The sequence below is a fragment of the Micromonospora sp. NPDC047756 genome (genome assembly GCF_055587245.1).
In genome coordinates this window covers 929,364-954,893 of record NZ_JBVJGQ010000001.1, presented here as the reverse complement: position 1 = coordinate 954,893, position 25,530 = coordinate 929,364, and the positions used below count along the sequence as shown (strand labels likewise).

The 25,530-nt window shown below is 70.4% G+C and carries 20 protein-coding genes and 1 pseudogene; 10 read left to right on the top strand and 11 right to left on the bottom strand.

The genetic code is table 11. The features are described 5' to 3' along the window. Positions 1–69: 69 nt before the first annotated feature. A complete protein-coding gene (locus ACZ6NZ_RS04480; RefSeq protein WP_465855634.1) occupies positions 70–1,530 on the bottom strand; it encodes a CCA tRNA nucleotidyltransferase in 1,461 nt (486 codons plus the stop codon). 127 nt (positions 1,531–1,657) lie between these two features. Here ACZ6NZ_RS04480 and murJ point away from each other — a divergent pair, with 127 nt between their 5' ends. The 7 genes from murJ to ACZ6NZ_RS04445 all read left to right on the top strand — a co-directional run bounded on the left by murJ (position 1,658) and on the right by ACZ6NZ_RS04445 (position 10,015). Then, complete coding sequence (gene murJ / locus ACZ6NZ_RS04475; protein WP_465855632.1) at positions 1,658–3,397, top strand: murein biosynthesis integral membrane protein MurJ; 1,740 nt, start codon at positions 1,658–1,660, stop codon at positions 3,395–3,397. Positions 3,398–3,842: 445 nt separating this feature from the next. Next, on the top strand, positions 3,843–5,450 hold the full coding sequence (locus tag ACZ6NZ_RS04470) for a protein kinase family protein (protein ID WP_366610034.1): 1,608 nt from the start codon (positions 3,843–3,845) through the stop codon (positions 5,448–5,450). A gap of 43 nt (positions 5,451–5,493) precedes the next feature. After that, positions 5,494–6,210 (top strand): RNA polymerase sigma factor SigM, encoded by a 717-nt coding sequence (sigM, locus tag ACZ6NZ_RS04465; RefSeq protein WP_465855629.1) that lies wholly within the window; start codon positions 5,494–5,496, stop codon positions 6,208–6,210. Further along, the gene (locus tag ACZ6NZ_RS04460; RefSeq protein ID WP_465855627.1) at positions 6,207–7,190 is read left to right on the top strand and encodes a hypothetical protein; all 984 of its coding nucleotides are present in this window, start codon (positions 6,207–6,209) and stop codon (positions 7,188–7,190) included. Before sigM ends, ACZ6NZ_RS04460 begins: the two co-directional genes overlap by 4 nt. 183 nt (positions 7,191–7,373) lie before the next feature. Beyond that, positions 7,374–8,324 (top strand): thioredoxin-disulfide reductase, encoded by a 951-nt coding sequence (trxB, locus tag ACZ6NZ_RS04455; protein ID WP_091396582.1) that lies wholly within the window; start codon positions 7,374–7,376, stop codon positions 8,322–8,324. Between the two features lie 31 nt (positions 8,325–8,355). After that, positions 8,356–8,679, top strand: a complete 324-nt coding sequence (trxA, locus tag ACZ6NZ_RS04450) for a thioredoxin (protein WP_030331849.1) — start codon at positions 8,356–8,358, stop codon at positions 8,677–8,679. Positions 8,680–8,851: 172 nt separating this feature from the next. After that, complete coding sequence (locus tag ACZ6NZ_RS04445) at positions 8,852–10,015, top strand: N-acetylmuramoyl-L-alanine amidase (RefSeq protein WP_465855624.1); 1,164 nt, start codon at positions 8,852–8,854, stop codon at positions 10,013–10,015. Positions 10,016–10,026: 11 nt separating this feature from the next. Here ACZ6NZ_RS04445 and ACZ6NZ_RS04440 read toward each other — a convergent pair whose 3' ends face one another. Further along, positions 10,027–10,692 carry a GNAT family N-acetyltransferase gene (locus ACZ6NZ_RS04440; protein WP_355004547.1) on the bottom strand — a complete coding sequence of 222 codons (666 nt, stop codon included), beginning with the start codon at positions 10,690–10,692 and terminating at the stop codon, positions 10,027–10,029. Positions 10,693–10,983: 291 nt separating this feature from the next. On the opposite strand from ACZ6NZ_RS04440, the gene ACZ6NZ_RS04435 reads away from it, so the two are divergent. Next, positions 10,984–12,297, top strand: coding sequence for an aminotransferase-like domain-containing protein (locus ACZ6NZ_RS04435; RefSeq protein WP_366610027.1), 1,314 nt, complete (start codon positions 10,984–10,986; stop codon positions 12,295–12,297). Between the two features lie 7 nt (positions 12,298–12,304). Continuing rightward, on the top strand, positions 12,305–13,306 hold the full coding sequence (locus tag ACZ6NZ_RS04430; protein ID WP_465855621.1) for a D-alanine--D-alanine ligase family protein: 1,002 nt from the start codon (positions 12,305–12,307) through the stop codon (positions 13,304–13,306). Between the two features lie 718 nt (positions 13,307–14,024). Here ACZ6NZ_RS04430 and ACZ6NZ_RS04425 read toward each other — a convergent pair. The 9 genes and pseudogenes from ACZ6NZ_RS04425 to rpmH all read right to left on the bottom strand — a co-directional run. Next, positions 14,025–14,391: pseudogene (locus ACZ6NZ_RS04425) on the bottom strand (hypothetical protein); the annotation flags it as partial. A 1,807-nt stretch (positions 14,392–16,198) separates the two neighbouring features. After that, positions 16,199–17,215, bottom strand: a complete 1,017-nt coding sequence (locus ACZ6NZ_RS04420; protein ID WP_465855619.1) for a ParB/RepB/Spo0J family partition protein — start codon at positions 17,213–17,215, stop codon at positions 16,199–16,201. Between the two features lie 27 nt (positions 17,216–17,242). Then, positions 17,243–18,568: a ParA family protein gene (locus ACZ6NZ_RS04415; RefSeq protein WP_465855617.1), complete on the bottom strand. Its 1,326-nt coding sequence runs from the start codon at positions 18,566–18,568 to the stop codon at positions 17,243–17,245. A 256-nt stretch (positions 18,569–18,824) separates the two neighbouring features. Continuing rightward, positions 18,825–19,535: a 16S rRNA (guanine(527)-N(7))-methyltransferase RsmG gene (gene rsmG, locus ACZ6NZ_RS04410; RefSeq protein ID WP_465855942.1), complete on the bottom strand. Its 711-nt coding sequence runs from the start codon at positions 19,533–19,535 to the stop codon at positions 18,825–18,827. Positions 19,536–19,683: 148 nt separating this feature from the next. Continuing rightward, positions 19,684–20,301, bottom strand: coding sequence for a Jag family protein (locus tag ACZ6NZ_RS04405; protein WP_465855615.1), 618 nt, complete (start codon positions 20,299–20,301; stop codon positions 19,684–19,686). Positions 20,302–20,513: 212 nt separating this feature from the next. Continuing rightward, the gene (gene yidC, locus ACZ6NZ_RS04400) at positions 20,514–21,503 is read right to left on the bottom strand and encodes a membrane protein insertase YidC (RefSeq protein ID WP_465855613.1); all 990 of its coding nucleotides are present in this window, start codon (positions 21,501–21,503) and stop codon (positions 20,514–20,516) included. Then, complete coding sequence (yidD, locus tag ACZ6NZ_RS04395; protein WP_465855611.1) at positions 21,500–21,796, bottom strand: membrane protein insertion efficiency factor YidD; 297 nt, start codon at positions 21,794–21,796, stop codon at positions 21,500–21,502. Before yidD ends, yidC begins: the two co-directional genes overlap by 4 nt. After that, positions 21,793–22,209: a ribonuclease P protein component gene (gene rnpA, locus ACZ6NZ_RS04390; protein ID WP_465855609.1), complete on the bottom strand. Its 417-nt coding sequence runs from the start codon at positions 22,207–22,209 to the stop codon at positions 21,793–21,795. Before rnpA ends, yidD begins: the two co-directional genes overlap by 4 nt. 34 nt (positions 22,210–22,243) lie before the next feature. Further along, positions 22,244–22,381, bottom strand: coding sequence for a 50S ribosomal protein L34 (gene rpmH, locus ACZ6NZ_RS04385; RefSeq protein ID WP_007453904.1), 138 nt, complete (start codon positions 22,379–22,381; stop codon positions 22,244–22,246). Between the two features lie 626 nt (positions 22,382–23,007). On the opposite strand from rpmH, the gene dnaA reads away from it, so the two are divergent. Then, on the top strand, positions 23,008–24,834 hold the full coding sequence (gene dnaA, locus ACZ6NZ_RS04380) for a chromosomal replication initiator protein DnaA (protein ID WP_465855940.1): 1,827 nt from the start codon (positions 23,008–23,010) through the stop codon (positions 24,832–24,834). Positions 24,835–25,530 lie beyond the last annotated feature (696 nt).

Below are 25,530 nucleotides of genomic sequence, written 5' to 3'. Positions count from 1 at the left end.
ACGATGAAAGCGATACACCTCAGCCATTCGGTCGATCCGCTCGCGTTTCGTCGTCGATCGGACAGCGCGTCAGCCGAGGATGCCCTCGGCGCGGGCCCAGCGCAGCAGCTCCGCCTCGGCGGCGTCGCGGTCCAGCGGACCCTGTTCGAGGCGTTGCTCCTTGAGGTGCTTCCAGGCCCGCCCGACCACCGGCCCCGGCGGTACGCCGAGCAGCTCCATGATCGCGTTACCGTCCAGGTCGGGTCGAACCCGCGCCAGGTCCTCCTCGGCCGCGATCCGGGCGATCCGATCCTCCAGCGCGTCGTAGTCCGCCGCGAGCTGGGCGGCCTTGCGCCGGTTGCGGGTCGTGCAGTCGGAGCGGGTCAGCTTGTGCAGGCGGGGCAGCAGGTCGCCGGCGTCGGCGACGTAGCGGCGTACCGCCGAGTCGGTCCACTCGCCCCGCCCGTACCCGTAGAAGCGCAGGTGCAGCGCGACCAGCGCGGTCACCTGCGCGGTGACGTCCTTGGGGTAGCGCATCGCCTTCATCCGGGCCTTGGTCAACCGGGCGCCGACCACCTCGTGGTGGTGGAAGCTGACCCGGCCGTCGGACCCGACCGCCTTCGTCGCCGGCTTGCCCACGTCGTGCAGGAGGGCGGCCATCCGCAGGATGAAGTCGCAGCCCTCCTCCTCGTAGGAGACCGCGTTCTCGACGACCGTCAACGTGTGCTCGTAGACGTCCTTGTGCTGGGCGTGCTCGTCGATCTCCAGCTTCAACCCGGTCAGCTCCGGCAGGAACCGCTCGGCCAGCCCGGTGTCGACCAACAGCCGCAGCCCGGTGATCGGGTCCGCGCCGCAGAGCAGCTTGGTGAACTCGTCGCGGATCCGCTCGGCGGTGATCCGGTCCAGGTCGGCGGCCATCTCGGTCATCGCCAGGTGCACATCGGGGTGCACGGCGAAACGCAACTGGGCGGCGAACCGGGCGGCCCGCAGCATCCGCAGTGGGTCGTCGCCGAACGACTCGCCAGGCGTGCTGGGGGTACGGATCACCTTGGCGGAGAGATCGTCCAGCCCACCGTGGGGGTCGGTGAACCGGTGGTCCGGCAGGCTGACCGCCATCGCGTTGATCGTGAAGTCGCGCCGCTTCAGGTCCTCGTCGAGGCTGGTGCCGTACACGACCACCGGGTTGCGGCTGACCTGGTCGTACGACTCCGCGCGGAAGGTGGTGATCTCCAGTCGGAGGCCGTCGCGCTGAGCGCCGATGGTGCCGAACTCCCGACCGGTCTCCCAGATCGACTCGGCCCAGCCCTTGATGATCCGCAGGGTCTCGTCGGGGTGCGCGTCGGTGCAGAAGTCGAGGTCGTCCCCGAGTCGACCGAGCAGGGCATCCCGCACCGAACCGCCCACCAGGTGCAACTCGTGACCGGCGCGGACGAAGCGACGGCCCAACTCGTCGGCGACCGGGGACACCCGGAGCAGTTCGGCGACGGCGTTGCGCTGCGCGGCGGTGAGTTCGCGGCGGTCGGCGGCGTGAGGAGCGGAGGCTTCGGACATGGGATCGCCAGCTTATCGGGCCCAGGTGTGATCCGATCCGCCGGGCGCGGGTAACGGGGTGGGGGTTGACTATGGTCTGTGGCGTGCGGGTCGGTGTCCGACTCGACGTACCCCTGGGAGGCTGGAGATGAGCGGCGGGCTCTACCGCAGCGCCAACGCCACGCCGGACGGTAACGTGCCGCCGGCTGACGGGGCGGTCTTCATCTCCGCGGAGCCGCTGAACCAGCCTGCGGTGGAGGCGACGGCACCCCCGCCCGAGGTCGTCGGCGAGACCAGCGCCGCCGCCAACAGCGCGGTCATGGCCATCGGCAGTCTGGTGAGCCGGGGCACCGGCTTCATCCGGAACCTGATGATCGGCGCCGCCCTCGGCAACCTGATCGGCAACGCCTACACGACTGCCATCTTCCTCCCCAACCAGGTGTACGAGTTCCTGCTCGGCGGGGTGCTGACCAGTGTGCTGATCCCGGTGCTGGTCCGTCGGCGCAAGAGCGACGCGGACCGGGGCGAGGCGTACGCCCAACGGTTGCTCAGCCTCGCGGTGCTGGCACTGGCGGTGGCGGCCCTGATCGCCGTGGCGTCGGCGTCCTGGCTGACCGCCATCTACGCCAGCGGCAAGGACGAGGCCTACACCACGCTGATCACACGGCTGTCGTGGCTGATCCTGCCGATGCTGTTCTTCACCGGCGTCAGCGCGTTGATCGCAGCGGTGTTGAACACCCGGGGTCACTTCGCCGCGCCGATGTGGGCCCCGATCCTCAACAACCTGGTGGTGATCGGCGTCTTCGGTCTCTACATCCTGGTCTACGGGGCGAAGGGGCTGCAGCCGTCGGAGGTGGGCACCGGTCGGATCCTGCTGGTCGGTGGTGGCACCCTGCTCGGTGTGGCGGTGCAGACCGCCGGTCTGCTGCCGGCGCTGCGCAAGGTCGGCTTCCGGTGGCGGTGGCGGTTCGATTTCCGCGAGCTGGGGCTGCGTGAGCTGGCCAAGCTCGGGGCCTGGATGTTCTGCTACGTGGCGGTCAACCAGCTCGGCCTCTTCGTGGTGGTCAATCTCCTCACCCGGGCCGCGGGCACGGACCAGGCCGGCATCCTGATCTACAACAACGTCTTCCTGCTGCTGATGATGGCGCACGGCATCATCGCCGTCTCGATCATCACCGCGCTGATGCCCCGGATGGCGGCCGCCGCAGCCGACGGGCGGTTCCACGACGTCACCGCGGACCTTTCCCGGGGTGTCCGGATGGTGTCGGCGGTGCTCGCGCCGATCGCGGTCTGCTACGCGGTGCTGTCCATCCCGATCTCGGTGGTCGTCTTCCGGTACGGGGCGTTCAGCGCGGAGAACGCGTCAGCCACGTCCACCGTGCTGCTGTTCGCCGCGATCGCGCTGGTGCCGTTCGCGATCAGCCAGCTCTTCACGTTCGCCTTCTACGCCCTGCCGGACACCCGTACCCCGGCTCTGATCAACATTCCAGTGGTGGCGCTGCGGGTCGGCGTACAGATCGTGCTGTTCGCCGCGTTCGCCGCGCACTTCGCGGCGGCCGGAATGATGATCGGCAACGCGGTCTCCTACGTGGCGGCGGCGGTGGCGTCCGCCTGGTTGCTCCGGCCCCGGGTCGGCCGGATCGGCCTGGGAGTCATCATGCGAACCCTTGGCCGGGTCGTGGTGGCCGCACTCGGCGCGGCACTGGTCGGCTGGTTGGTGCTCACTCTGCTGCCCGGCGGCGACGAGCCGAGCTGGTTCGAGGCGGCAACCCAGCTCGTGGTCGGCGGCGTGGTGATCGGCGGGACCTATCTGGGTCTGGCCATGCTGCTGCGGATCGGGGAGATCACCGAGGTGGTCGGGATGGTTCGCCGCCGCCTCGGTCGCTGAAAGTCCGCATCCGATTACAACAAGTTGGCACTGATACGGAATGTGACTACGGATCACCAGGCTGGGGATGCGCCTGTGGATAACTCCGCGATTCGCCGGTCAGCAGCCGCTTCGGCCTGTGGATAACCAACCGTACGGCTGAGGGTGGCGACCCGATCGGTGGGAACGTACGAGGCAGCGCGAGCGCCACGCCAGTCCAGCCCCGGCGTCGGTCGCTTGCGGTCAAGCCGTAGATTAGCTAGTACATGTGCCAGCAACGTGGCTGACAACGGTCGTAACCGGACGAGCTCTTCGACAGCCGGAACCCCGCCAGGTGCGGCGGGAAGATGACATGTCGGAGAGACGGGCAACCCGGGTAAGGTCGCTCTCGACGGGTACGGCAGGGGCCGACGCTGGGCGTCGACACCGGTCGGCCGGTTCCTTCAACGGCAGAGCGGGAAGCCACATGCCCAGCAGTTCGGGTTCATCGATCGACACGATCACCGAGGGAGGACGGGTGACCCAGGTCGGCGAGGGTCAGGAGGCAGACGAAAGCGCTCCTCCGGTCATGACCTTCGGTGCTCCCACGGCCGGTGAAGTCCTCGCCGAGCGGTACGAACTGGTTGAGCACATCAACAACGACAGCGCGGGTCGGCTGGTCTGGCGCGGGGTCGACGTCATCCTGCGCCGTCCCGTTGCCGTCGTGCTGCGTTACCCGGGTGGCGACTCCGCCACCGAGATGCTTCAGGCCGCCGTCGCGGCCAGCCGGGTCATCCACCCCAACCTGGTCGGCGTCTACGACGCGATCGACGAGGCCGACCGGGCGTACGTGGTGCGCGAGTGGGTCGACGGGCAGTCCCTGCGGGACCTGACCACCGACGGCCCGCTCGACCCGGCTCGGGCCACCGCGATCGGCAACGCCGTCGCGAGCGCGCTCGCCGCGGTGCACGCCACCGGCATGGTGCACGGCAACGTCCACCCCGGCACCGTCATGATCAGCGATGAGGGCCGGGTGGTCCTGGCCGACGCCCGCACCGACGGCGCCGACAGCCAGGAGAACGACATCCGGGCGGTCGGCGGAATCCTCTACTTCGCGCTGACCGGCTCCTGGCCGCACGCCGAGGCGCCACTGCACGGCGCCACCGCCGGCCACGGCCGCGCCGCCATCCCGGACGCCGTTCGCGATGCCGCAGGTGCCATCGCGGCGCCGCGCCAGGTCCGGGCGGGCGTCCCGGCGTACCTGGACGACCTGACCATGGACCTGCTCGACGCCGAGATCGCGCCGCCGTCCTCCGACGTGCTGGCCGCGGAGCTGGCGCGACTGGACGTGCCGGCCGAGGATGAGCACTACCTCGACAACAGTGGGCCGCTGCGGTTCGCCGCCGAAACCGGGGAAGAGCCGTCGCCACTGGCCGCGGCCGGGGGTCGCAAGGTCGCCGTCGGCATCGCCGGTCTGCTGGCCGTCGCCCTGGTCGGCCTGCTGATCGGGATCATCGCGTTGGGCGGCGACGACGAGGACCCGCAGTCCAACCCGGTCGCCGCGCCGACCTCCAGTGCCCCGGCCGGCGACGCCACCCCGGCCCCGGCCGCGACGCGCAAGCTGACAGTCAAGGATGTCCGGATCATCGACCCGGACAGCAAGGACCGCAGCGAGGTCAAGGACGCCGACAAGGTCATCGACGGTGACGAGGACAAGGGCTGGGAGACCGAGACGTACGTCAACAAGCCCAACTTCGGCAACCTGAAGAAGGGCATGGGCGTCTGGATCGACCTCGGCGAGCCGCACACCGTCAAGTCGGTGCAGGCAGTGCTGTCGGCCACCAACGCGTCCGCTCGACTGCTGGCCGGCACGACGACCTGGCCGTCCAACTCCAGCGGTGACAAGCAGTTGGTCGCGAACTACAAGACCACCATCGGCCAGCCGTTCGAGGACCACGACGGCACCACGATGACGTTCAACGGCTTCGACGCCGACACGAAATACCAGTACCTGCTGTTCTGGATCACCGAATTGGCTCCGGTCGAGGGTGGGTTCAAGCTGGGGGTGCAGGAGATTACGGTCCAAGGGTCGTGAGCCGGGCGCCACGATCCGGGCGTCGCCCGCACTGGACGTGGTGATGGACGGGCGCGCGGGCGCGAGTGACCTGGAGCTGTTGCGCGCGCACGTCGCCGGAGACCGGGACGCCTTCGCCGAGTTGTTCCGCCGGCACCGGGACCGGCTGTGGGCGGTGGCCCTGCGGACGCTCGGCGACCGCGAGGAGGCAGCCGACGCGCTCCAGGACGCCCTGCTGTCGGCGCATCGGGCGGCGGCCCGTTTCCGTGGTGACTCCGCCGTCACCACCTGGCTGCACCGGATCGTGGTCAACGCCTGCCTGGACCGGATCCGACGCCGGCAGGCGCACCCCACGGTGCCACTGCCGGACGGCAACCGGGGCGACGACGGGTCGGGCACCGGCGGGCTCGAACCCGCGGCGCCGGCAGCCGACCATGACACCGCGCTCGTGGTCCGCGAAGCGCTCGCCGCGCTGCCCCTCGAGCAACGCGCCGCGCTGGTGCTCGTCGACGTACAGGGTTATCCGGTCGCCGAGGTGGCACGCATCCTCGGCGTCGCCGAGGGGACGGTGAAGAGTCGGTGTGCCCGCGGGCGGGCCCGGCTGGCCGTGCTGCTCGGGCATCTCCGCCCCGCCGTCGTGGCGACGCCTTCGCACCGACCGGACCCCGCCGCCCCGATCACCGGCGTGCCCGGCGTCACGCCGGGGAACCCCGGCCCGGTGGAGGGCGTCGGATCGGGGTCAGGTCGGTTCCGGCGGGACGCCAACCAGGAGGACACGTGACGACCGAGGGGTTCCGGGAGGTCGACTCCGACCTCCTCGCTGACTACCTCGGCGGGGCGTTGGACGGCACCCCGCAGCAGGACGAGGTCGCCCTGCTGGTCTCCACCGACCCGTCCTGGGCCGAGGCGTACGCGCTGTTGACCCCCGCCGTGGCCGAGGTACGGACGGATCTGAGCCGCTGGGCCGAGCCGTCCCCGGACATGCCGTCGGCGATCACCGACCGCCTTCTGGCCGCGCTGGCCGCCGCAGAGCCGCCTGACGACGCCTCGACCGGGGAGACCGGCGAACCGGGCAGCGATGCGACCACGCCGTTGGTCGTACCGGCGCAGGGTGGAGTGGGTCGCCGACCGTCCGCTCCGACGCCGGCCGGGCGCTGGGCGTCCACCGGTCCGGGCCGTCGCCGGCGCGGCTGGGTCCGCCGTGGCGCGCCCGTGGCCGCCGCCACGATCGCCGTCGTCGCCGTCGCGCTGGGCCTCAACCAGCTCTCGATGCGGGCATCGGACGACTCCGCCGGCACCGCCATGAACCAGCCGGCCAGCGCGCCGGAGGGCGTCGCGGGGGCGGGGACGGCCCGCACCACCGGCCCGGCACTGCGCAGTGGTACGAACTACACCCCGCAGACCCTCGGGGATGCCCACGGTCCGGATGCCCCGGCTGCCAGTCGGGCTACCGGCACCCCGGGCGGGCAGCCGCACGTGGATGCCGAGGGTGAACGCCGTCCGTCTCCCTACGGGTCGGACCAGCTCGCCCGCCTGACCGACGAGGCCGCGTTGACCAGTTGCCTGGCCAGCGTCGCGGCGGAACACGGATCAGCCCCTCTGGTGGTCGAGGTGGTCGACTACGCGCGGTTCCAGGGCGATCAGGCACTGGTCATCCACTTCACCGACGCGAACGGGGCCCGGTGGGCCTGGGTGAGCGGTCCGGAGTGCGGCGTGCCCGGGTCCGGCGCGGACAGCCGGTATTCGGCGCGGGTAGGGTGAATCCACGGTCGATGGCACGATGACCCCCCACGTGACCTGACCCACCGGATGCCCGGCTCGGGAATCCCCGGTTCGTACGATGACGTTCTGGAAGTCAGCTGCCGGCCCCACCCAGGCGTCGGCGACTCGGATCAGCATCGGTGCTCGCGCCGACGCCGAACACACACAACTCGGGAGACGGCAGTGGACGAGGTCCGCAACCTGATCATCATCGGCTCCGGGCCGGCCGGCTACACAGCGGCGGTCTACGCCGCACGTGCCAACCTGAAGCCGCTGATCATTGAGGGCGTGCAGTCCGGTGGCGCGCTGATGACCACGACCGAGGTGGAGAACTTCCCCGGCTTCGCCGACGGCATCCTCGGCCCCGAGCTGATGGACAACATGCGTAAGCAGGCCGAGCGGTTCGGCGCCGAGTTCCTCACCGACGACGTGACCCGGGTCGAGCTGGTCGACACCGGCGACGCCGGCTCCGGCGCGGTGAGCACCGTCTGGGTTGGCGAGACCGCCTACCGGGCGCGGTCCATCATTCTCTCCACCGGTTCGGCCTGGCGTCCGCTGGGCGTGCCCGGTGAGCAGGAATTCCTGGGCCACGGCGTCTCCGCGTGTGCCACCTGTGACGGCTTCTTCTTCCGCAACCAGCAGATCGTGGTCGTCGGCGGCGGCGACTCGGCGATGGAGGAGGCCACCTTCCTCACCCGCTTCGCGGAGTCGGTGACCATCATCCACCGCCGCGACTCGTTCCGGGCCAGCAAGATCATGGCCGACCGGGCGCTGAGCAACGAGAAGATCAAGGTCGAGTGGAACAGCACCGTCGAGGAGATCCTCGGCGAGGACGGCAAGGTCACCGGCGTACGTGTCCGTAACGTGCACACCGGCGAGACCAAGGTGATGGACGTGACAGGCGTCTTCGTCGCCATCGGTCACGACCCTCGCAGCGAGCTGTTCCAGGGCCAGGTCGAGCTGGACGACGAGGGCTACGTGAAGGTCCACGCCCCGAGCACCCGCACCAACGTGCCCGGTGTCTTCGCCGCCGGCGACGTGGTCGACCACACCTACCGTCAGGCGATCACCGCGGCCGGCACCGGTTGTGCCGCAGCGCTGGACGCCGAGCGGTTCATCGCGACGCTCAGCTGAAACAAGGAACACATCCCGGAGGAGGGGCATAGTGGGAACAACCAAGGCGGTCACCGACAAGAGCTTCGTCGCTGACGTGCTGCAGGCCGACAAGCCGGTGCTTGTGGACTTCTGGGCGGAGTGGTGCGGGCCGTGCCGCAAGGTGTCGCCGCTGCTCGAGGAGATCGCCCGGGAGATGGGTGACCAGGTCACCATCGTCAAGCTCAACATCGACGAGAACCCGGAGACCGCCCGGGCCTACCGGGTGATGTCGGTGCCGACCCTCACCGTCTTCAAGAACGGTCAGCCGGTGCAGTCGATCGCCGGCGCCAAGCCGAAGGGCGAGCTGGTCCGACTCATCGAATCGGCCCTCTGAGCAGCAAGAACATCACGCCGAACCCCGTACCCGCTCGTCGGGTGCGGGGTTCGGTGTCTTCCCGGCCGTACCGTCGACGTTTTTCCCGGCCCCAGCCACCTCGCCGCCGGAGAGCGCATAGCCTCAAGCCTGGGCCGCCCGGCCAGCGAGTGTCGTGCAGAGGGGGTCGTGCGTGCGTCCGATCCGACCCGGTGACCGGGGACCCGCGGTCACGGAGATCCGTACCATCCTGACCGGCCTCGACCTGCTGGCCGCCGCCGGCCCGCGCACCGACGAGTTCGACCTCGACACCGAGCGGGCGGTCCGCGCTTTTCAGCAGTCGCGGGGGCTCAGCGTGGACGGCCGGGTCGGCGCGGAGACCTGGCGCGCCCTGGACGCCGCCCGTTGGCGGCTCGGCGCCCGCACCCTCTACCACGCGGTGCCCGAACCGCTCACCGGCGAGGACGTCCGGTCGCTGCAGGAGCGACTGCTGGAGATGGGGTACGACACGGGCCGCGCGGACGCCATCTACGGTGTCCGGACGTCGCGGGCGCTGGCCCAGTTCCAGCGTGAGGTCGGGCTCACCCCCGACGGCTCCTGCGGCCCGCACACGATGAACGCGCTTCGCCGGATCGGCCGCAAGGTGGTCGGTGGCCGCCCGCAGTGGCTCCGCGAATCCGACGCGATCCGCCAGTCCGGGCCCGCGCTGGTCGGCAAGACCGTCGTCATCGACCCGGGGCACGGTGGCACCGACCCCGGGATGGTCGTGCCCGACGGCCCGCTGCGCTGGACCGAGGCGGACCTGGTGCACGACCTGGCCAGCCGGCTGGAGGGCCGCCTCGCCGCCTCCGGGGTGCGGGTGCAGCTCACCCGGGGGCCGTCGCCCGACAGTTGCCTGCCGGACACCGACCGGGCCCTGCTGGCCAACTCGCTCGGTGCCGACGTGTTCATCTCGCTGCACCTGGACGGGCACGCCAACCCGGATGCGGAGGGCGTGGCGACCTACCACTACGGCACCGACAACGGGGTGACCTCGGCGACCGGTGAGCGCCTGGCCGGGCTGGTGCAGCGGGAGATCGTCGCCCGCACCGGGCTGCGGGACTGCCGCACCCACGCCAAGACGTGGGAGTTGCTGCGACTGACGCGGATGCCCGCCGTCCGGGTCGAGGTCGGCTATCTCACCTCTCCGACGGACCGCGCCCAGCTCGTCGACCCCCGGTTCCGGGACCGGGTGGTGGAGGCGATCGTGGCCGCTGTGCAGCGGATGTACTACCCGATCGAACGAGACGTCCCGACCGGATCGCTCGACGTCAGCGAACTGCGCGCCGTGGTGACCGCCGGCACCGTGCTGGACTGATCAGCCGGGCGTCAGCCGTTGGTGGAGCGGGTGGCCGGGGCCGGACGGACCGGCCGGAGCAGGGTTTCCGGGCTCATCGACCCGAGCAGCTTCTCCAGCGCGTACTCGACGTCGGACTTCCAGCTCAGCGCCGTACGCAGCTCGAGACGCAACCGGGGGAAGCGCGGATGCGGACGTACGGTCTTGAAGCCCACGGAGAGGAAGAAGTCGACGGGGGCCACGCAACCGCCGGCCGGGTCGTCCGCGTCGCCGAACTTGGCGTCGCCGAACGCCTCGATCGCCTTGATCCCACGCTTGGTGAGATCCCGGGCGACACCCTGCACCAGCATCCGGCCCAACCCGCCGCCGGAGAACGCGGCGACCACGTTGGCGGTCATCAACAGTGCCGCGTCCGCGGAGACCGGTGAGGTCGGGAACGCCATCGAACGGGGCACGTAGGCGGGCGGGGCGTACATCACGAAGCCGGCCGGCATGCCGTCGACGTACGCGAGCTTGCCGCAGGAGCCCCACTCCAGCAGCGTCTGGGAGACCCACGCCTCCTTCTCCAGGCCCGGATCGCCAGCGGCGCAGGCGCGCTCGGCGGAGACCGGATCGAGCTCCCAGTAGACGCACTGCCGGCACGGGCGCGGGAGGTCTTCCAAGGTGTCGAGGGTCAGGCTGACCAGACGTCGCGACATATGGCGCATCCCCACAATAGGCTCGGTGGTGAGACCGGCACGGAACGACAGCGCCGCTTTGCCCCCGACGAGCGATAGTACGCCGCCGATCGACGATACGGGAGGGGACGCGCGAATGCCCACCGCGACGGGGGACGCCGAGGACGGTCCGCGATGTGGTCGATCTGCGGCGGTACGGCGGCAGCACGACCCAGGCGGACTAGGATCGACAATCGGTGTGTCCGCCGCCATGGTCAGCGGTGTGCGGGGTACCCGGGCGGGAGCCACTCGAGCAGCGATCGAGGTGAGGTCATGACCGGCACGACACTCGACGACTACACCGACCGGTACGCCCGGCGGGTACGCGGGATGACCGCCTCCGAGATCCGAGCATTGTTCGCGGTGGCCAGTCGTCCTGAGGTCGTCTCGCTGGCCGGTGGCGCACCGTACATCGCCGCACTTCCGTTGGACGCGGTCGGCGAGATGCTCGGCCGGCTCGGTTCCGAGCACGGCGTGGCCACCCTCCAGTACGGCATCGGTCAGGGCACCCTCGAGCTGCGCGAGCGGATCTGCGAGGTGATGTCGCTCTCCGGGATCGACGCCGCCTGCGGGGCCTCCCCGGAGGACGTCGTCGTCACCGTGGGCGGGCAGCAGGCACTGGACCTGGTGGCCCGGCTCTTCCTCGACCCGGGTGACGTGGTGCTGGCCGAGGGGCCGACGTACGTCGGCGCGCTGGGCGTGTTTCAGGCCGCCCAGGCGCAGGTCGTCCACGTGCCGATGGATGCGGACGGGCTGATCCCGGAGGCGCTGGAGACGGCCATCGCCGACCTGGCCCGCGCGGGCCAGCGGGTCAAGTTCCTCTACACGATCCCCACCTACCAGAACCCGACCGGCGTGACGCTCAGCGAGGAGCGCCGGGAACGGGTGCTCGACATCTGCGAGCGCGCCGGCCTGCTCGTCGTCGAGGACGACCCGTACGGCCAACTGGGGTTCGAGGGCGAGGCCCCGGCCCCCCTGCGGGCCCGCCGCCGCGACGGCGTCTTCTACCTCAGCACCTTCTCCAAGACCTTCGCCCCCGGGCTGCGGGTCGGCTGGATCCTGGCGCCGCACGCGGTGCGCGACAAACTGGTCATCGCCAGCGAGGCGCAGATCCTCTGCCCCAGCGGTTTCGCCCAGGCCGCGGTGGCCACCTACCTGAGCACGATGCCCTGGCGGCAGCAGCTCAAGGTCTACCGCGAGGTCTACCGGGAACGCCGCGACGCACTGCTCGACGCGATGGCCGACCTGATGCCCGAGGGCACCAGCTGGACCACCCCGGCCGGTGGTCTCTTCGTGTGGGCCAGCCTGCCCGACGGGCTCGACTCCAAGGCCATGATGCCGCGAGCGGTCGCCGCACGGGTCGCCTACGTGCCCGGCACCGGCTTCTACGCCGACGGCACCGGCACCGACGCCATGCGGCTCAACTTCAGCTTCCCGCCGCCGGAGCGGATCCGCGAGGGCGTCCGTCGACTGTCCGGGGTGATGGAGCAGGAGATCGCGATGCGCCGGGTCTTCGGTGCGGTGGGTGGCGCCGCCGGCCGACGCGGCCGGGCCGGCTCCGACGTGCCCGGGCCCGACTTGGCATGATGCCGGCATGGCTACGACCGCCGAGCACCTCCTCGTGACCGAATCCGCCATCGCGGCCGACCTACGCGTCGTGGTGCTGGCCGGTGGGCTCTCCTACGAACGCGACGTGTCGCTGCGCTCCGGCCGTCGGGTGCTCGACGCGCTGCGCGCCGTCGGGGTGGAGGCCGAGCTGCGGGACGCGGACGTGTCGCTGCTGCCGGCGCTCGCGGCCGACCCGCCGGACGCGGTGGTGATCGCACTGCACGGCGCGACCGGCGAGGACGGCTCACTGCGCGGGGTGCTGGATCTGTGCGACATCCCGTACGTCGGCTGCGACGCTCGGGCCTCCCGGGTCGCCTGGGACAAGCCCTCGGCCAAGGCGGTGCTCCGCGAGGCCGGCATCCCCACCCCCGACTGGGTGGCACTCCCGCACGACCGCTTCTCCGAACTCGGCGCGGTCGCCGTCCTGGACCGGATCGTCGACCGTCTGGGCGTACCCCTGATGGTGAAGCCGGCGCAGGGCGGGTCCGGGCTGGGCGGGGCAGTGGTCCGGGACGCCGCCGCACTGCCCGCCGCGATGGTCGGCTGCTTCGCCTACTACTCCACCGCGCTCGTGGAGCGGTACGTGCCGGGGATGGATGTGGCGGTCTCCGTCGTCGACCTGGGCGACGGCCCGCGGGCGCTGCCGCCGGTGGAGATCGTGCCGCGTAACGGCGTGTACGACTACGCCGCCCGCTACACCGCAGGGCGGACCACCTGGCACGCCCCCGCGCGGCTGGACCCGGAGGTCGCTGCCACTGTCGCTGACGTGGCGCTCGCCGCGCACACTGCGCTCGGTCTACGGGACCTCTCCCGCGTCGACGTGATCGTCGACGCGGACGGCCAGCCACACGTGCTGGAGGTCAACGTCTCACCGGGGATGACGGAGACGTCACTGCTTCCGCTTGCCGTGCAGGCGGCCGGGCTGGACTTCGGCCGACTCCTCGGCACCCTGGTCGCCCGAGCAGCCGCCCGCCTCACCCGACACTGAGGCATCCGCCAACCCGTTCGGAACGACCATGAGGTTGGTCCGCCGGGATCAACCTCATGGTCGGATCCAGATCAGTGCGTCGCGCGTACGTCGGGAGCGTCGTTGCCGTCGGTGCGCGCCGCTCCACCCGGGGTGCCGGCATTCTTCTCGGGAGCGTTCCTGATGACGGCTTCCCCGTTGGCCGGGTCGGACGCTGCCGGTTCGACGGCACCAGCCCCGTCGGCGCTTCCGCTCGCCGAGCCAGCGTGGGGCGTGCTGGTGGCCATTACCGCCGAGCCGACGTCGTGAGGCCTCTGGGTGGGCATCTCCGCCAGGCCGGCGTGCCGGTCGGTGACTGTCGTGGCGGCGCTGCCGGATGTCGCGGTGGTGGATGCCGCGCTGCCGGAGGTCGCGGTGGCGGATTCCCGGGTGTCGGCGGTCGGGACGCCGGGCACATCGGGGGCGGATGCCGTCCGAGCGGGTTCGCTGTTCGTGCCGGACTCGGCGTCCTCAGCCGCGCGGTCGGCGACGGTGGTCGTCGAGTCGGAACCGGCGTCCGGGTGCGCTACCGGTTCGGCTGCGGGGCCATTGTCGGCGTCGGTCGGATCAGGGGTGGAGTCGAGTGCCGGTTCCGGGATCTCCTCTGCCGCTTCGATGACCGAGACGGCCTCCACGGCTGCCGCCGCTGAGGCAGCCTCCGCCGCGGCAGCGGCGTCCGCGGCAGCGGACTGGGCCAGCAGACTGGACGGCGCCTGCCACTGGATGCGGGGCGGCTCGGCGAGCGGGCGGCCACCGAACTCGGCGAGCCAGGCCGCGACGAGCGCCAGGTTTTCCCGCCACTGCGCCTCGGAGATCGGCGGCAGGATCGAGTCCCACAGTGACAGGAACGTGCCCCGCAACTGAAGGCGGCCGTACGGACGGGCGAGGAACCACATGTGCAGATGAGCCGAGCCGTCGCCCCAGCGATTGACGTGCACCCGTGCCACGCCGTCGAGCGACCGGATGGCCCGCTCCAGACGTACCGTCATCACCCCCAGCTCGGCAGCCAGCAGGTTCGGCAGGTCGCCGAGATCGAGGTGGGTGCGCGACTCCAGGATGAGCACCATTGGCAGGCCGGTGGGCCGGTCCATCGCGCGGACCCGCCACCGCTCGCCCACCCAGATGTAGGCGTCGTCGGGTGCGTTGCAGGCGGTGCATTCCCGGAGACCCTCGCCCTTCCGGGGCGGTTCGACCGGGACCGGATCATCGAGTTGCTTCACGTGGAGGTCACCCTCGAAGGGGAATGACGGCCACTGGGTGAAGTCCGGGACTGAGGGAGGGTTGTCGTGCACGACGCTGACCCTAACCGAGTCTGGCACCGCTGTCCCTACCTGATCGAGCGGTCCCGAGCCACCGGATCGGTACCCGCCGCCGGCCGGCTGCTCGTGGTCGTGAGGGCACCGAGAGGCGATATCCACAGGCTGCCGAGATCCTGAACACACGCCGTCATCCACAGGCTCGCACCCGCTCCCACGCGCTGTTTCACGTGAAACGGGGGGTGCCTGTGGACAACCGGTGTGGATAACTTTTCGGCCAGTCGGTCGTTGTCCGCGAGCCCTCAGATCCGCGGGTTCGACCGCCACCGGCGACGGATTCGAACGGGTGCGCTCCGACCGGCTCCGCGTGCATCGTCCGAGCGGTATCGAGGTGTCGACGGCCGTCCGCTGGCTCATACAACACGGATCGGCGGTGACGGCTTGGCCGTTCGCGGACGTGCATCAGCACAGACCCTGCCTGGCGGCCTCGAGGCCCGGGTGTTCTGGACGCCCAAGGACGCAGAGATCGCACCCCTGCACCAACGTCGAGTGTTCTGAGGTGTGGGGTCACGCCGCTTGACGAGTCACTCCCGACCCCGGGATCGATCGGTGCCCGCGATCCACTGTCTCGGTTTCACGTGAAACCGCGTGCCGGCGGCCGAGACGATCCGGGGCGGGCTCGCGATTCCGGCCATACGGCCGTCACCGCCGACTCGACGCGTACCCGCAGTCGGCGGGCGCGCGCCCCGTCCCATCGCTCGTGCACCTAGTTCACACGGTCGCGCGGTCGCGGTCACGCGGTCGCACAGTCGCGGTCACGCGGTCGCGGTCGCGCGGTCGCACAGTCGCGGTCGCGGTCGCAGTCGCGGTCGCAGTTGCAGTCGCGGTGTCGGGCCGCGGCGTCTCGCCGCGCGGTCGCGCGGTCGCGCGGTCTCGTTGTGTCGCTGTATCGCTGTATCGCGGTGTCGCGGTCGGGGAACCAGTCCGGCGGCTGAGCGGCCCAGCCAAGGTCGCTGTGACACCGCTCCGGCAGAACTAATCGCGATCGGGGTTCGGGCCCCCACCGGAGAACCATGGGGGCGTCGTTTCGCGCCACTCAGCGGCTCGCTGACGCTTTGAACGACGCTAGGGCGGTTGCAGGTCGAGTGGACCATCCCGGAGGCTTCTGCGACGCGTGCAGAGGTTCCTTCGGCGCCCGCGCCACCCAGTGCCCGCCGCCAGTCGCGCGCGCACCGCCAGTCGGGCACCCCGCCAGTCGAGCGCCACCCGCCGGCCGCCTGTTGCGTCCGCCCCGCCGCACCAGCCCTTCACGACGCCGGGCCCATCGCCCACCGTCGCGCGCACGCCTGCCGACGCCCCCGCCGCTCGTCGGTCGGGCTGTCGAACCCGCCGGACAGCGCGACCAACCGGACTCTCCGGCCCTCCAGCCTCGCCGACTTCTCCTGCCGAAGGAGCGGGACCTCCGCACGAATGGGCCGGACTGCGGAGCATGACGATCCACGGTCATGCCGAACTCGGGATCAGGTCCGTCGCCTGTTTCACGTGAAACGCGACCACACCGGGATGCAGAACGGCCGCGCCCCCGGTGGGGTAGCGCGGCCGTAGGCGAGCGTGCGGGTCAGTCCTCCGCGCTCTCCTCCTGTTGCACTCCGATGATCCCGACGATCCGCTCAAGGTCGTCCACCGTCGCGAACTCGATCGTGATCTTGCCCTTGCTCCGGCCGATGTCCACCTTCACGCGGGTGTCGAACCGGTCGGACAGCCGGTCGGCGAGATCGGTGAGGGCCGGCGCGTGCGCCTTGGGTCGCCGCTTCGCTGCCTGCCCCTTCGCCGGCCCGTCGTTGAGCGCCAAGGCCACGATCTCCTCGGTCGCCCGTACCGACAGCCCTTCGGCCACGATCCGCAGCGCCAGCTGTTCCTGTGCCTCCGCCTCGTCGAGGCTCAGCAGCGCGCGGGCGTGCCCCGCGGACAGGATGCCGGCGGCAACCCGACGCTGCACCTGTGCGGGCAGGTTCAGCAGTCGGATCGTGTTGGAGATCTGCGGGCGACTTCGGCCGATCCGGCGGGCCAGCTCCTCGTGGGTGGCCCCGAACTCCTCCAGCAGTTGCTGGTAGGCGGCGGCCTCCTCCAGCGGGTTCAGGTTGGCCCGGTGGATGTTCTCCAGCAGAGCGTCGCGGAGCATCGCGTCGTCACGGGTGTCCCGGACGATCGCCGGGATGCTCTCCCGCCCCACCGCCTGGGCGGCCCGCCAGCGCCGCTCGCCCATCACCAGTTCGTACTTCTCGTCGTCGAGCTGGCGTACGACGATGGGCTGGAGGAAGCCGACCTCCTGGATCGAGGTCTTCAGCTCCTCCAACGCCTCCTCATCGAAGACCTGGCGGGGCTGCTTCGGGTTGGGCATGATCGCGTCGACCGGGATCTCGGCGAATCGAGCACCAGGCACCGGGCTCAGCACGGGCTCCGGCTCGCGGACCGGCGCGCCGGCGGGCACAGCCGCGACGGCTTCGGTGCCGCCGTCGTCCAGGTGCTCGTTCTCCGGCTCGGCCGTCGCGGTGCCAGCGGCATCCGGCGCGGGCCCGGTCGGGATCAGCGCCCCCAGGCCCCTACCCAGACCGCCCCGAGGACGGTTCTTCATGCCACGCCTCCCAGCGACTCGTCCGCACTACGCATTCCGGCCCACCGGCTCCTTGACGCCCCGCTCGGCGATCTCCTGGGCGGCCTCGAAGTAACTCGTGGCACCCCGCGAACCGGGATCGTAGGTCATTACCGACTGGCCGTAGCTCGGTGCCTCGGAGACCCGGACGTTGCGGGGGATGACCGCCTGGAGGACCTTGTCGCCGAAGTGGTTCCGGACGTCCTGCTCGACGGCGTCGGCCAACCGGGTACGTCGGTCGTACATGGTCAGCAGGATGGTGGAGACATCAAGCTTCGGATTGAGGTGCTGGCGTACCAGATTGATGTTGTTGATCAGCTGGTTGAGCCCTTCGAGCGCGTAGTACTCGCACTGGATCGGGATCAGCACCTCCTGCGCGGCGACCAGCGCGTTGACCGTGAGCAGGCCGAGCGAGGGCGGGCAGTCGATGAAGACGTAGTCGAACTGGCCCGGGTAGGCGGCAATCGCCCGGTCCAGGCGTGACTCCCGGGCCACCACGGACACCAGCTCGATCTCCGCGCCCGCCAGGTCGATGGTCGCGGGTACGCACCAGAGGTTGGGGATGCCCTCGACGGCCTGTGCCACCTCGGCCAGCGGCACGCTGTTGATCAGGCAGTCGTACACGTCGGGGATTCCGGTGTGGTGTGGGACGTTGAGCCCGGTCGAGGCGTTGCCCTGCGGGTCGAGGTCGACCACGAGCACCCGGTTGCCGTGCAGGGCGAGCGCCACCGCAAGGTTGACGGTGGTGGTGGTCTTACCCACGCCACCCTTCTGGTTGGCGACGCACATGACCCGGGTCCGGTCCGGCCGAGGCATTGTCACCTCGCCACTGGGATTCAGGATCTGCACGGCGCGCATCGCCTCCATAGCCAACGGTGGATCATCCTCTTCGCGCGTCGGGGTTTCACGTGAAACGTACGTGGGGTCGGCCGCCACGGCGGCCAACGACTCGGTCGAAGCGACCGGTGCGTCGGCGACCACCGGCCCGGCGTCCCGAACGGCCGCCGCGGTGGGTTGGTGTGGGACGGCCGGCTCGAAGCGAACCGCTGCGGCGGTGTTGCGGCGGCCCGAGGTCGCCCGCACCTCGGCGGCGTTGACCGGTCGACTCGACGCCTCCGGCGTCCGGCGACCACTCGCCGGCTCCGGAATGGCCGCACCCTCCGGCCGTCCGACACCCGGCGACGGGTCGAGCACGGCCGGCGGATCGCCGTCGATAGGTCGGGTAGATGGCCCGGTCGCGCCGGGCGACCAGCTCGGGTAGTCGGTTTCACGTGAAACGGGATCGCTGGTCGACCCGGTCACGCGTGGATCGTCGTACCTGCCGTCGTCATGCACCTGTCATCCCTGCCCGCTTCGGATGGTCGGTCCGCGCCCCGGTCAACTTGGCCGCATCCTCGCCCGCGACCCGGGGCGTACGGCCCGCGGGAGCGGTCGGAGACCCGCGACGTCCGTCACCCGCTCCACACTATCGACGCGCGGTCAGCCTACGGCGGACGGGCGCGGCCGGTCCACGTCGGGTTCTCATCCCCTCGTCCATCCGTACCGGTACAACGAGGCAACCCGCCGGCCGGAAGCCCGATGGCGCGATGTGTCAACCTCGGCGGGAGCGTCCACCCCGAGCGCGCTTCTTGGCCGCCGGGCGGGCCGGGCCGACCATCCGCTCGCGCACGATCTCCACGACCGTCGTTGGTGGATCGATCACCCCGACGCCGCAGAGCTGCACGGCCGGCTCCCCACCACCCAGTCGCGCCACCACCTCGGCGTGCTCCTCGATCTCGGCGGCGGCGGACGAGCCCTTGAGCGCCAACAGCCGACCACCGCGAACCGCCAGGGGAAGGCTCCAGCCCGCGAGTCGGTCCAGGGGTGCGACCGCGCGCGCGGTCACCACGTCTCCGCTGATCGGCTCCCGGCCACTCGACCCGCTGGCCGCCTCGTCGGCCCGACCGCGGAACACCCGCACCGACCTGGCCAGACCGAGTCGCTCGACGACCTCGATCAGGAACGACGTCCGCCGGGCCAGCGGCTCGATCAGGGTGACAGTGAGGTCGGGGCGGGCGATGGCCAGCACGAGACCCGGCAGACCGGCGCCGGACCCCACGTCGAGCACCGTCGCGTCGGCCGGGATCCGCTCCGCGACCGCCGCGCAGTTGAGCAGGTGCCGATCCCAGATCCGGGGTGCCTCCCGGGGACCGATCAGACCGCGGACCACCCCGTCGGTGGCCAGCAGTTCGGCGTACGCGGCAGCCAGGTCGAGACGGTCACCGAAGAGCGTCAGCGCTGCCGGGGCCAGCTCGGGCGGCAACGCCGCGTCGGCCGGTGACGGAACGTTGGCACGCCCTGCCGAGTCGGCACCGGCGTCGGCCGTGGCGGGGTGGACAGCGGACGGCCCGGGCGGCGTGCCGCCCGGGCCGGACACGGCATCGGCCGTGTTGTCGTCGTGGGTCACCCGGTCAGTCCGCCGGCCGTACGACGATGCGCCGGTTCGGCTCCACACCCTCGGACTCGCTCGCCACGCCGGACATGGCGTTGACGACGTCGTGCACGCACTTGCGCTCGAACGCGGACATCGCCTCCAGGCGGACCGGCTCGCCGTACTCCTTGACCTTCTCGACGGCGTTCTTGGCGACCGCGGCGAGTTCCTTACGGCGGTTCGCCCGGTAGCCACCGACGTCGAGCAGCAGACGGCTCGGCGTACCGGTCTGCCGGAAGACGGCAAGGCGCGTCAGTTCCTGGAGCGCCTCCAGGGTGGCGCCGCGCTGACCGACCAGATTCTGCAGCCGCTCGCCGACCACCTCGACCATCGGACGGCCGGCGGCGACCAGCTCGTCGATGTCGCCGTCGTAGTCGAGGATGTCGAGCAGACCCTCGACATAGTCGGCGGCTATCTCGCTCTGCCGGAACAGGTCGCCCTCGCCCACAGCCTTCTTCGCCCGGGTGCCGGCGGCGGTAGTGGTGTCGTCGTCCGCCTCGGTGTCGTCGGCTTCGGTGTCGTCACCGTCCACCGCGATCGTGGCGGTCTCCTCCTCGTCCACTGACTGCTCGGCGCGGGGGATGCTGGTCTCGGTCACGGTCTCATCTCCGTACTCGCTCGGCCGGACCGTCGGGTCCGACTGGTTTCCCGGGGCCGGCTGGAGGTTGCCGGTGTCCACGGGCACGTCTGTACGGGCAGTGTCGCCCGTGGCCGCGCGGTGCGCGGTCGGTTCCGTCCGGCGCCGGCCGTACGGCGGCTGCGCGGTGCGGAACGGGCCGCCGCCGGATCACCGGCGACGGCCCTCGCAACTCAGCCCTGCCGCTTGGCGGGGCGGCTCTTCTTCGGGTTGTTCACCGGCTTGGCGCCCGGCTTCGGCCCGGCAACCTTGGGCGCGGTCGCCTTGACCGGGGCCGGCGGGGCGGCCTTTCCGCGCCCGAACAGGCCACCGGACTTGGCGGGCTGCACCGGGTTACGGCTGGCGGCGGGCGCGACGGCCTTCTTGGCGGTCACCGGCGGCGGGAACTTGCGCAGCACCCACTGCTGCTGGCCCAGGGTGAAGAGGTTGTTGGTGACCCAGTAGATGATGACGCCGATCGGGAAGATCGCGCCGGAGATCAGCAGCGACGCGGGGATGCCGTAGAGCATCAGCCGCTGGATCATCCGCTGCTGCGGGTCCTCGGCCCAGCCGGTCTTGAGGATCATCTGACGGCTGGTCAGGTAGGTCGTGGCGATCATGACCAGGACCAGGACACCAGCAATGATCTTCACGGTGCTGCCGTTGGCGCCGAGGCTGGCCAGCTCGTCGGCCGTCGAGCCGAACTTGCCGGCGATCGGGGCGGTGAAGAGCTTCGCCTGCGAGGCGCTCTGGAACTGGTCGGCGGTCCAGCCGTAGAGGGTCTTGTTCTGCTTGTCCGGGTCGAGCCGGCGCAGCACGTGGAAGAGGCCCAGGAAGACCGGGATCTGAAGGAACATCGGAAGGCAACCCATCAGCGGGTTGGCCTTCTCCTTCTTGTAGAGCTCCATCATTTCTTTCTGGAGCGTCTCCCGGTCACCCTTGTGCTTCTCCTGAAGCTCCTTGACCTTGGGCTGGAGCGCCTGCATCGCGCGCTGCGACTTGATCTGCTTGACGAAGACCGGGAACAGGATCACCCGGACGGTGACCACCAGGAAGATGATGGCCAGGATCCAGGCGAAGTTGGTGCCGATCACCGCGCCGACGGGCACCCCGATGGCGTCCCAGGCAGAGTGCCAGGTCAGCAGGATCCACGAAATCGCGTAGTAGATCCAGTCGAGACTCAATTCGGGGCTCCAGTCACATCAGCACGGCGGCGGCCGCCCGGCTCCGGAACCGGGTCGTATCCACCAGGGTGAAAGGGGTGGCAGCGCAACAGCCGCCGGACCGCCAGCACGGCTCCCCGGGGCGCGCCGTGCCGAACGACCGCCTCCTGGGCGTACGCACTGCACGACGGGTAGAACCGACAGCGAGCCGGCAGTGCCGGACTTATCCACCGACGGTACGCGATGATGGGCGCGATCAGCACCTTGGCACCGGTTGTCGACGGCCGTGGGCTGCTCTGCCCGGTGCCGCTCATCGGGCCCGCCGTTCGCGCGGCGACCGGGCGACCGCGATGGCGGCGTCCAGGTCGGTGGCGAGCCGAGGGTACGACGCCTGCGCGGCGGCGGGGAGCGCCCGGACGACAAGGGTGCTGCCGCCGGGCAGGTCGGTCAGCCGTTCCCGGACCAGGGCCCGCAGTCGGCGCCGGACCCGGTTACGGGTCACCGCGTTGCCGACCGCCTTGGACACGACGAAGCCGGCACGGGACGGCGCGGACGACTGCTCCGCACTGTTGTCCCGTGCCGGCTCCGGCACGGTCGGTGTGCTGGGGTCGACGGTCACCGGCACGCTCAGGTGGACCACGACGGTGCCACGTCCGGCTCGTCGGCCACCGCGAACCGCTGCGGCGAAGTCAGTGCTGCGCCGCAGTCGCTGTGCGGCGGCCAGCACGACTGCCCACGTCCCCTGGACCGGCCCGGTCGGCTCAGGCCGACAGGGTGGTGCGACCCTTGGCGCGACGGCTCGACAGGATGGCACGGCCGGCACGGGTGCGCATGCGCAGCCGGAAGCCGTGGGTCTTCGCGCGCCGGCGGTTGTTCGGCTGGTAGGTGCGCTTGCTCACGTCAGGCTCTCCGTTTTCGTACGCGCCCCGCGCGACGGGATCGCCGGGGTCGTGTGGTGGTCCAGGCCACCTCGACGGTGGCCCCCGATCGGTGCTGTCCGGCGGGGCGGAACCTCGGCGATGCGGGGATGCGACCGCGGACAGCAAGCACCCATCACCCTAGCAGAGGGCGAGAAAGCAGCCGTTCCAGCCTACGCAGGGGTGCAATGACCGTCAAACACCCCGACCAGGGGGACAACGGGACGCGCCCGAGGCCGAAGGGCGGTTTTCACTGATGCCGACAAGGCCGTCGCCGCGTCGCCGGTTGATGGCGCAGGGACAACGCTGTTACCGTGCCCGATTGCGGTGAGCGTCGGAAGCTCCGGTCGTCGCGCAGGCAAGACCGGACATGGCAGTGAATCGTTCGGCACGGTGAACCCGCTTCAGCGCCCGTTCAGGCGGGGGCAGGTCCCACCCGCGTCCGGCGGCGGCCACAATCGGTCGGTACACAGGCTGTGGATAACTTGTGGATGACCACCGGTCGACCGTCCGGGTGGGTGTTGTTCCACCCGCGAACGCGGCGGGCCCGGGACGGCCGGCTGGCAGACAGCGGCGGCCGGGAGCAGAAGCGAGGGGGTGGCACGACGGTGGCCGGTACGACCGACCTTGCCGCGGTGTGGTTGGCGGCGACCGACGAGCTCGCCGACGAGATCATCTCCGCTCAGCAGCGTGCCTATCTCCGACTGACCCGGCTGCGAGCGATCGTCGAGGACACCGCACTGCTCTCCGTTCCGGACGCGTTCACCCGCGACGTGATCGAGTCACGGCTGCGCCCGGCGATCACCGAGGCCCTCACCCGCCGGCTGGGCCGACCGATCCAGGTCGCGGTCACCGTCCGGGTGGCCGAGGACGCCACCGGCCGACCGGCCGGCACCGTCTACCGCAGCGCACCCGAGACCGGGCAGCTCGACATCGACGGCCCGGGTATCGCGCCGTTCGACGACGACCAGGGGGCCCGACCGCCGGCCGACGCGATGATCCCTGAGCAGTCGCCCGCGCCGCGGAACCCCGATCCCGCTCCGCTGCCCGCGCCGGCGGGTCCACCGCTCGCGCCGCCGGTGGAGGGGCACCGTGCGGGGTTGATTCCCGCCAGCAGGGACGGGCAGGAGGCCTTGTTCAGCGCTGCCTTCGCGGAGCCCCTGCGGCCCTCCCGGGGTCCGGAACGGCGCGGCTACGACGAGCAGGCCGCCCGCCTGGACCCGTCCGGCCCCGACACCCGGCCCTACGATCCCCGTTACCGGGACGACACGGCGTCACCGCGCGACCAGCACGTGATCCGTTCGCTCCCCCGGGACAGCGGAACGGACAGCGGCCCAGGCCGCAGCGCGGTGGACCATCGGACTGGTGGTCGGGACGACCGCCGGTTGCCCGGTGCCGACACCGGCGGCAACCGGCTCAACCCGAAGTACATGTTCGAGACGTTCGTCATCGGCTCGTCCAACCGGTTCGCCCACGCGGCGAGCGTGGCGGTGGCGGAGTCGCCGGCCAAGGCGTACAACCCGCTGTTCATCTACGGGCACTCCGGGTTGGGCAAGACGCACCTGTTGCACGCCATCGGGCACTACGCCACGACGCTCGGCAACGCCCGCTCGGTCCGGTACGTGTCGACCGAGGAATTTACGAACGACTTCATCAACTCGCTGCGGGACGACAAGACCAGCGCGTTCCAACGGCGCTACCGCGACGTCGACATCCTGTTGATCGACGACATCCAGTTCCTGGAGAACCGCGAGCGCACCCAGGAGGAGTTCTTCCACACCTTCAACACCCTGCACAACGCCAACAAGCAGATCGTGATCACTTCTGACCGGTCGCCGCGCCAGCTGGCGACCCTCGAGGACCGGATGCGAACCCGGTTCGAGTGGGGGCTGCTGGCCGACATCCAGCCGCCGGATCTGGAGACCCGGATCGCGATCCTGCAGAAGAAGGCGGCGCAGGAGCGGATGTACGCCCCGCCGGACGTGTTGGAGTTCATCGCCTCCCGGGTGTCGAACTCGATCCGGGAGTTGGAGGGCGCGCTGATCCGGGTGACCGCGTTCGCCAGCCTGACCCGGTCGACCGTCGAGCTGTCGCTGGCCGAGGAGGTGCTTCGGGACTTCATGCCCGACGGCGCCGGTCCGGAGATCAACGCTGACCAGATCATGGCCTCGACCGCTGACTACTTCGGGGTGAGCCTGGAGGATCTGCGCGGCCAGTCCAGGTCCCGGGTGCTGGTCAACGCCCGTCAGGTGGCCATGTACCTGTGTCGGGAGTTGACCGAGCTGTCGCTGCCCCGGATCGGGCAGGCGTTCGGTGGCCGGGACCACACCACGGTGATGCACGCCGACCGCAAGATTCGTCAGCAGATGGCCGAGCGCCGCTCGCTCTACAACCAGATCGCCGAGCTGACCAACCGCATCAAACAGAACAGCTGAGGCGTACGACCGCCCTCGCGGCGGCGCACAGCCGCGGGACACGCCCGACCGGATCTCCGGTCGGGCGTTCTTTTTGGTCCGGCAGCTGGACTCTCGACATGGTGCAGACCACAGCATCGAGGCCGTGACCGCCTCGATCCCCACTCGTTGTCCACAGCTCGTTGTCCACCGTCGGTGGATAACTACGGACCGTCCCTCGCCAGTTACCCACAGGCTGTGGAGAAACCCTGTGTACGAGGCTGTGGACGCCTGGGGACGACGGTCAGGTTATCCACCGATCATCATCGACCTGTGTACGAGCTGTTGAAGGTTCTGGGGATGACGGCAATGGTGATCTTCCCCGCGATCCACAGGCTTGGGGAGAAAGTCGGTGGATTACCGGTGGACAACCGGTGGACAACGGTGGACAACCGGCCGTCGTCGCCTGGCTGTGGACACAGAAGCCGGTTGTACCCCGGGTTCTCCACAGCTAAATCACCGGTGGATAACCACTCTGACCTGCGCAGACCTCGGTTTTCCACAGTTTGCACAGGTGCGATGAAGACGATGAGTTATCTCTTCTAAGAGAACAAAAACCAATCATCACCGTTGGGCTTTCTGTGGATCGGGCCGAACGCTGCCGGATCAGCCGGTCAGCATCGACACGATCCATGGGGTCGGGCGCACAGCCGATGTCCCCGCGCCCTAAGGTGCGAT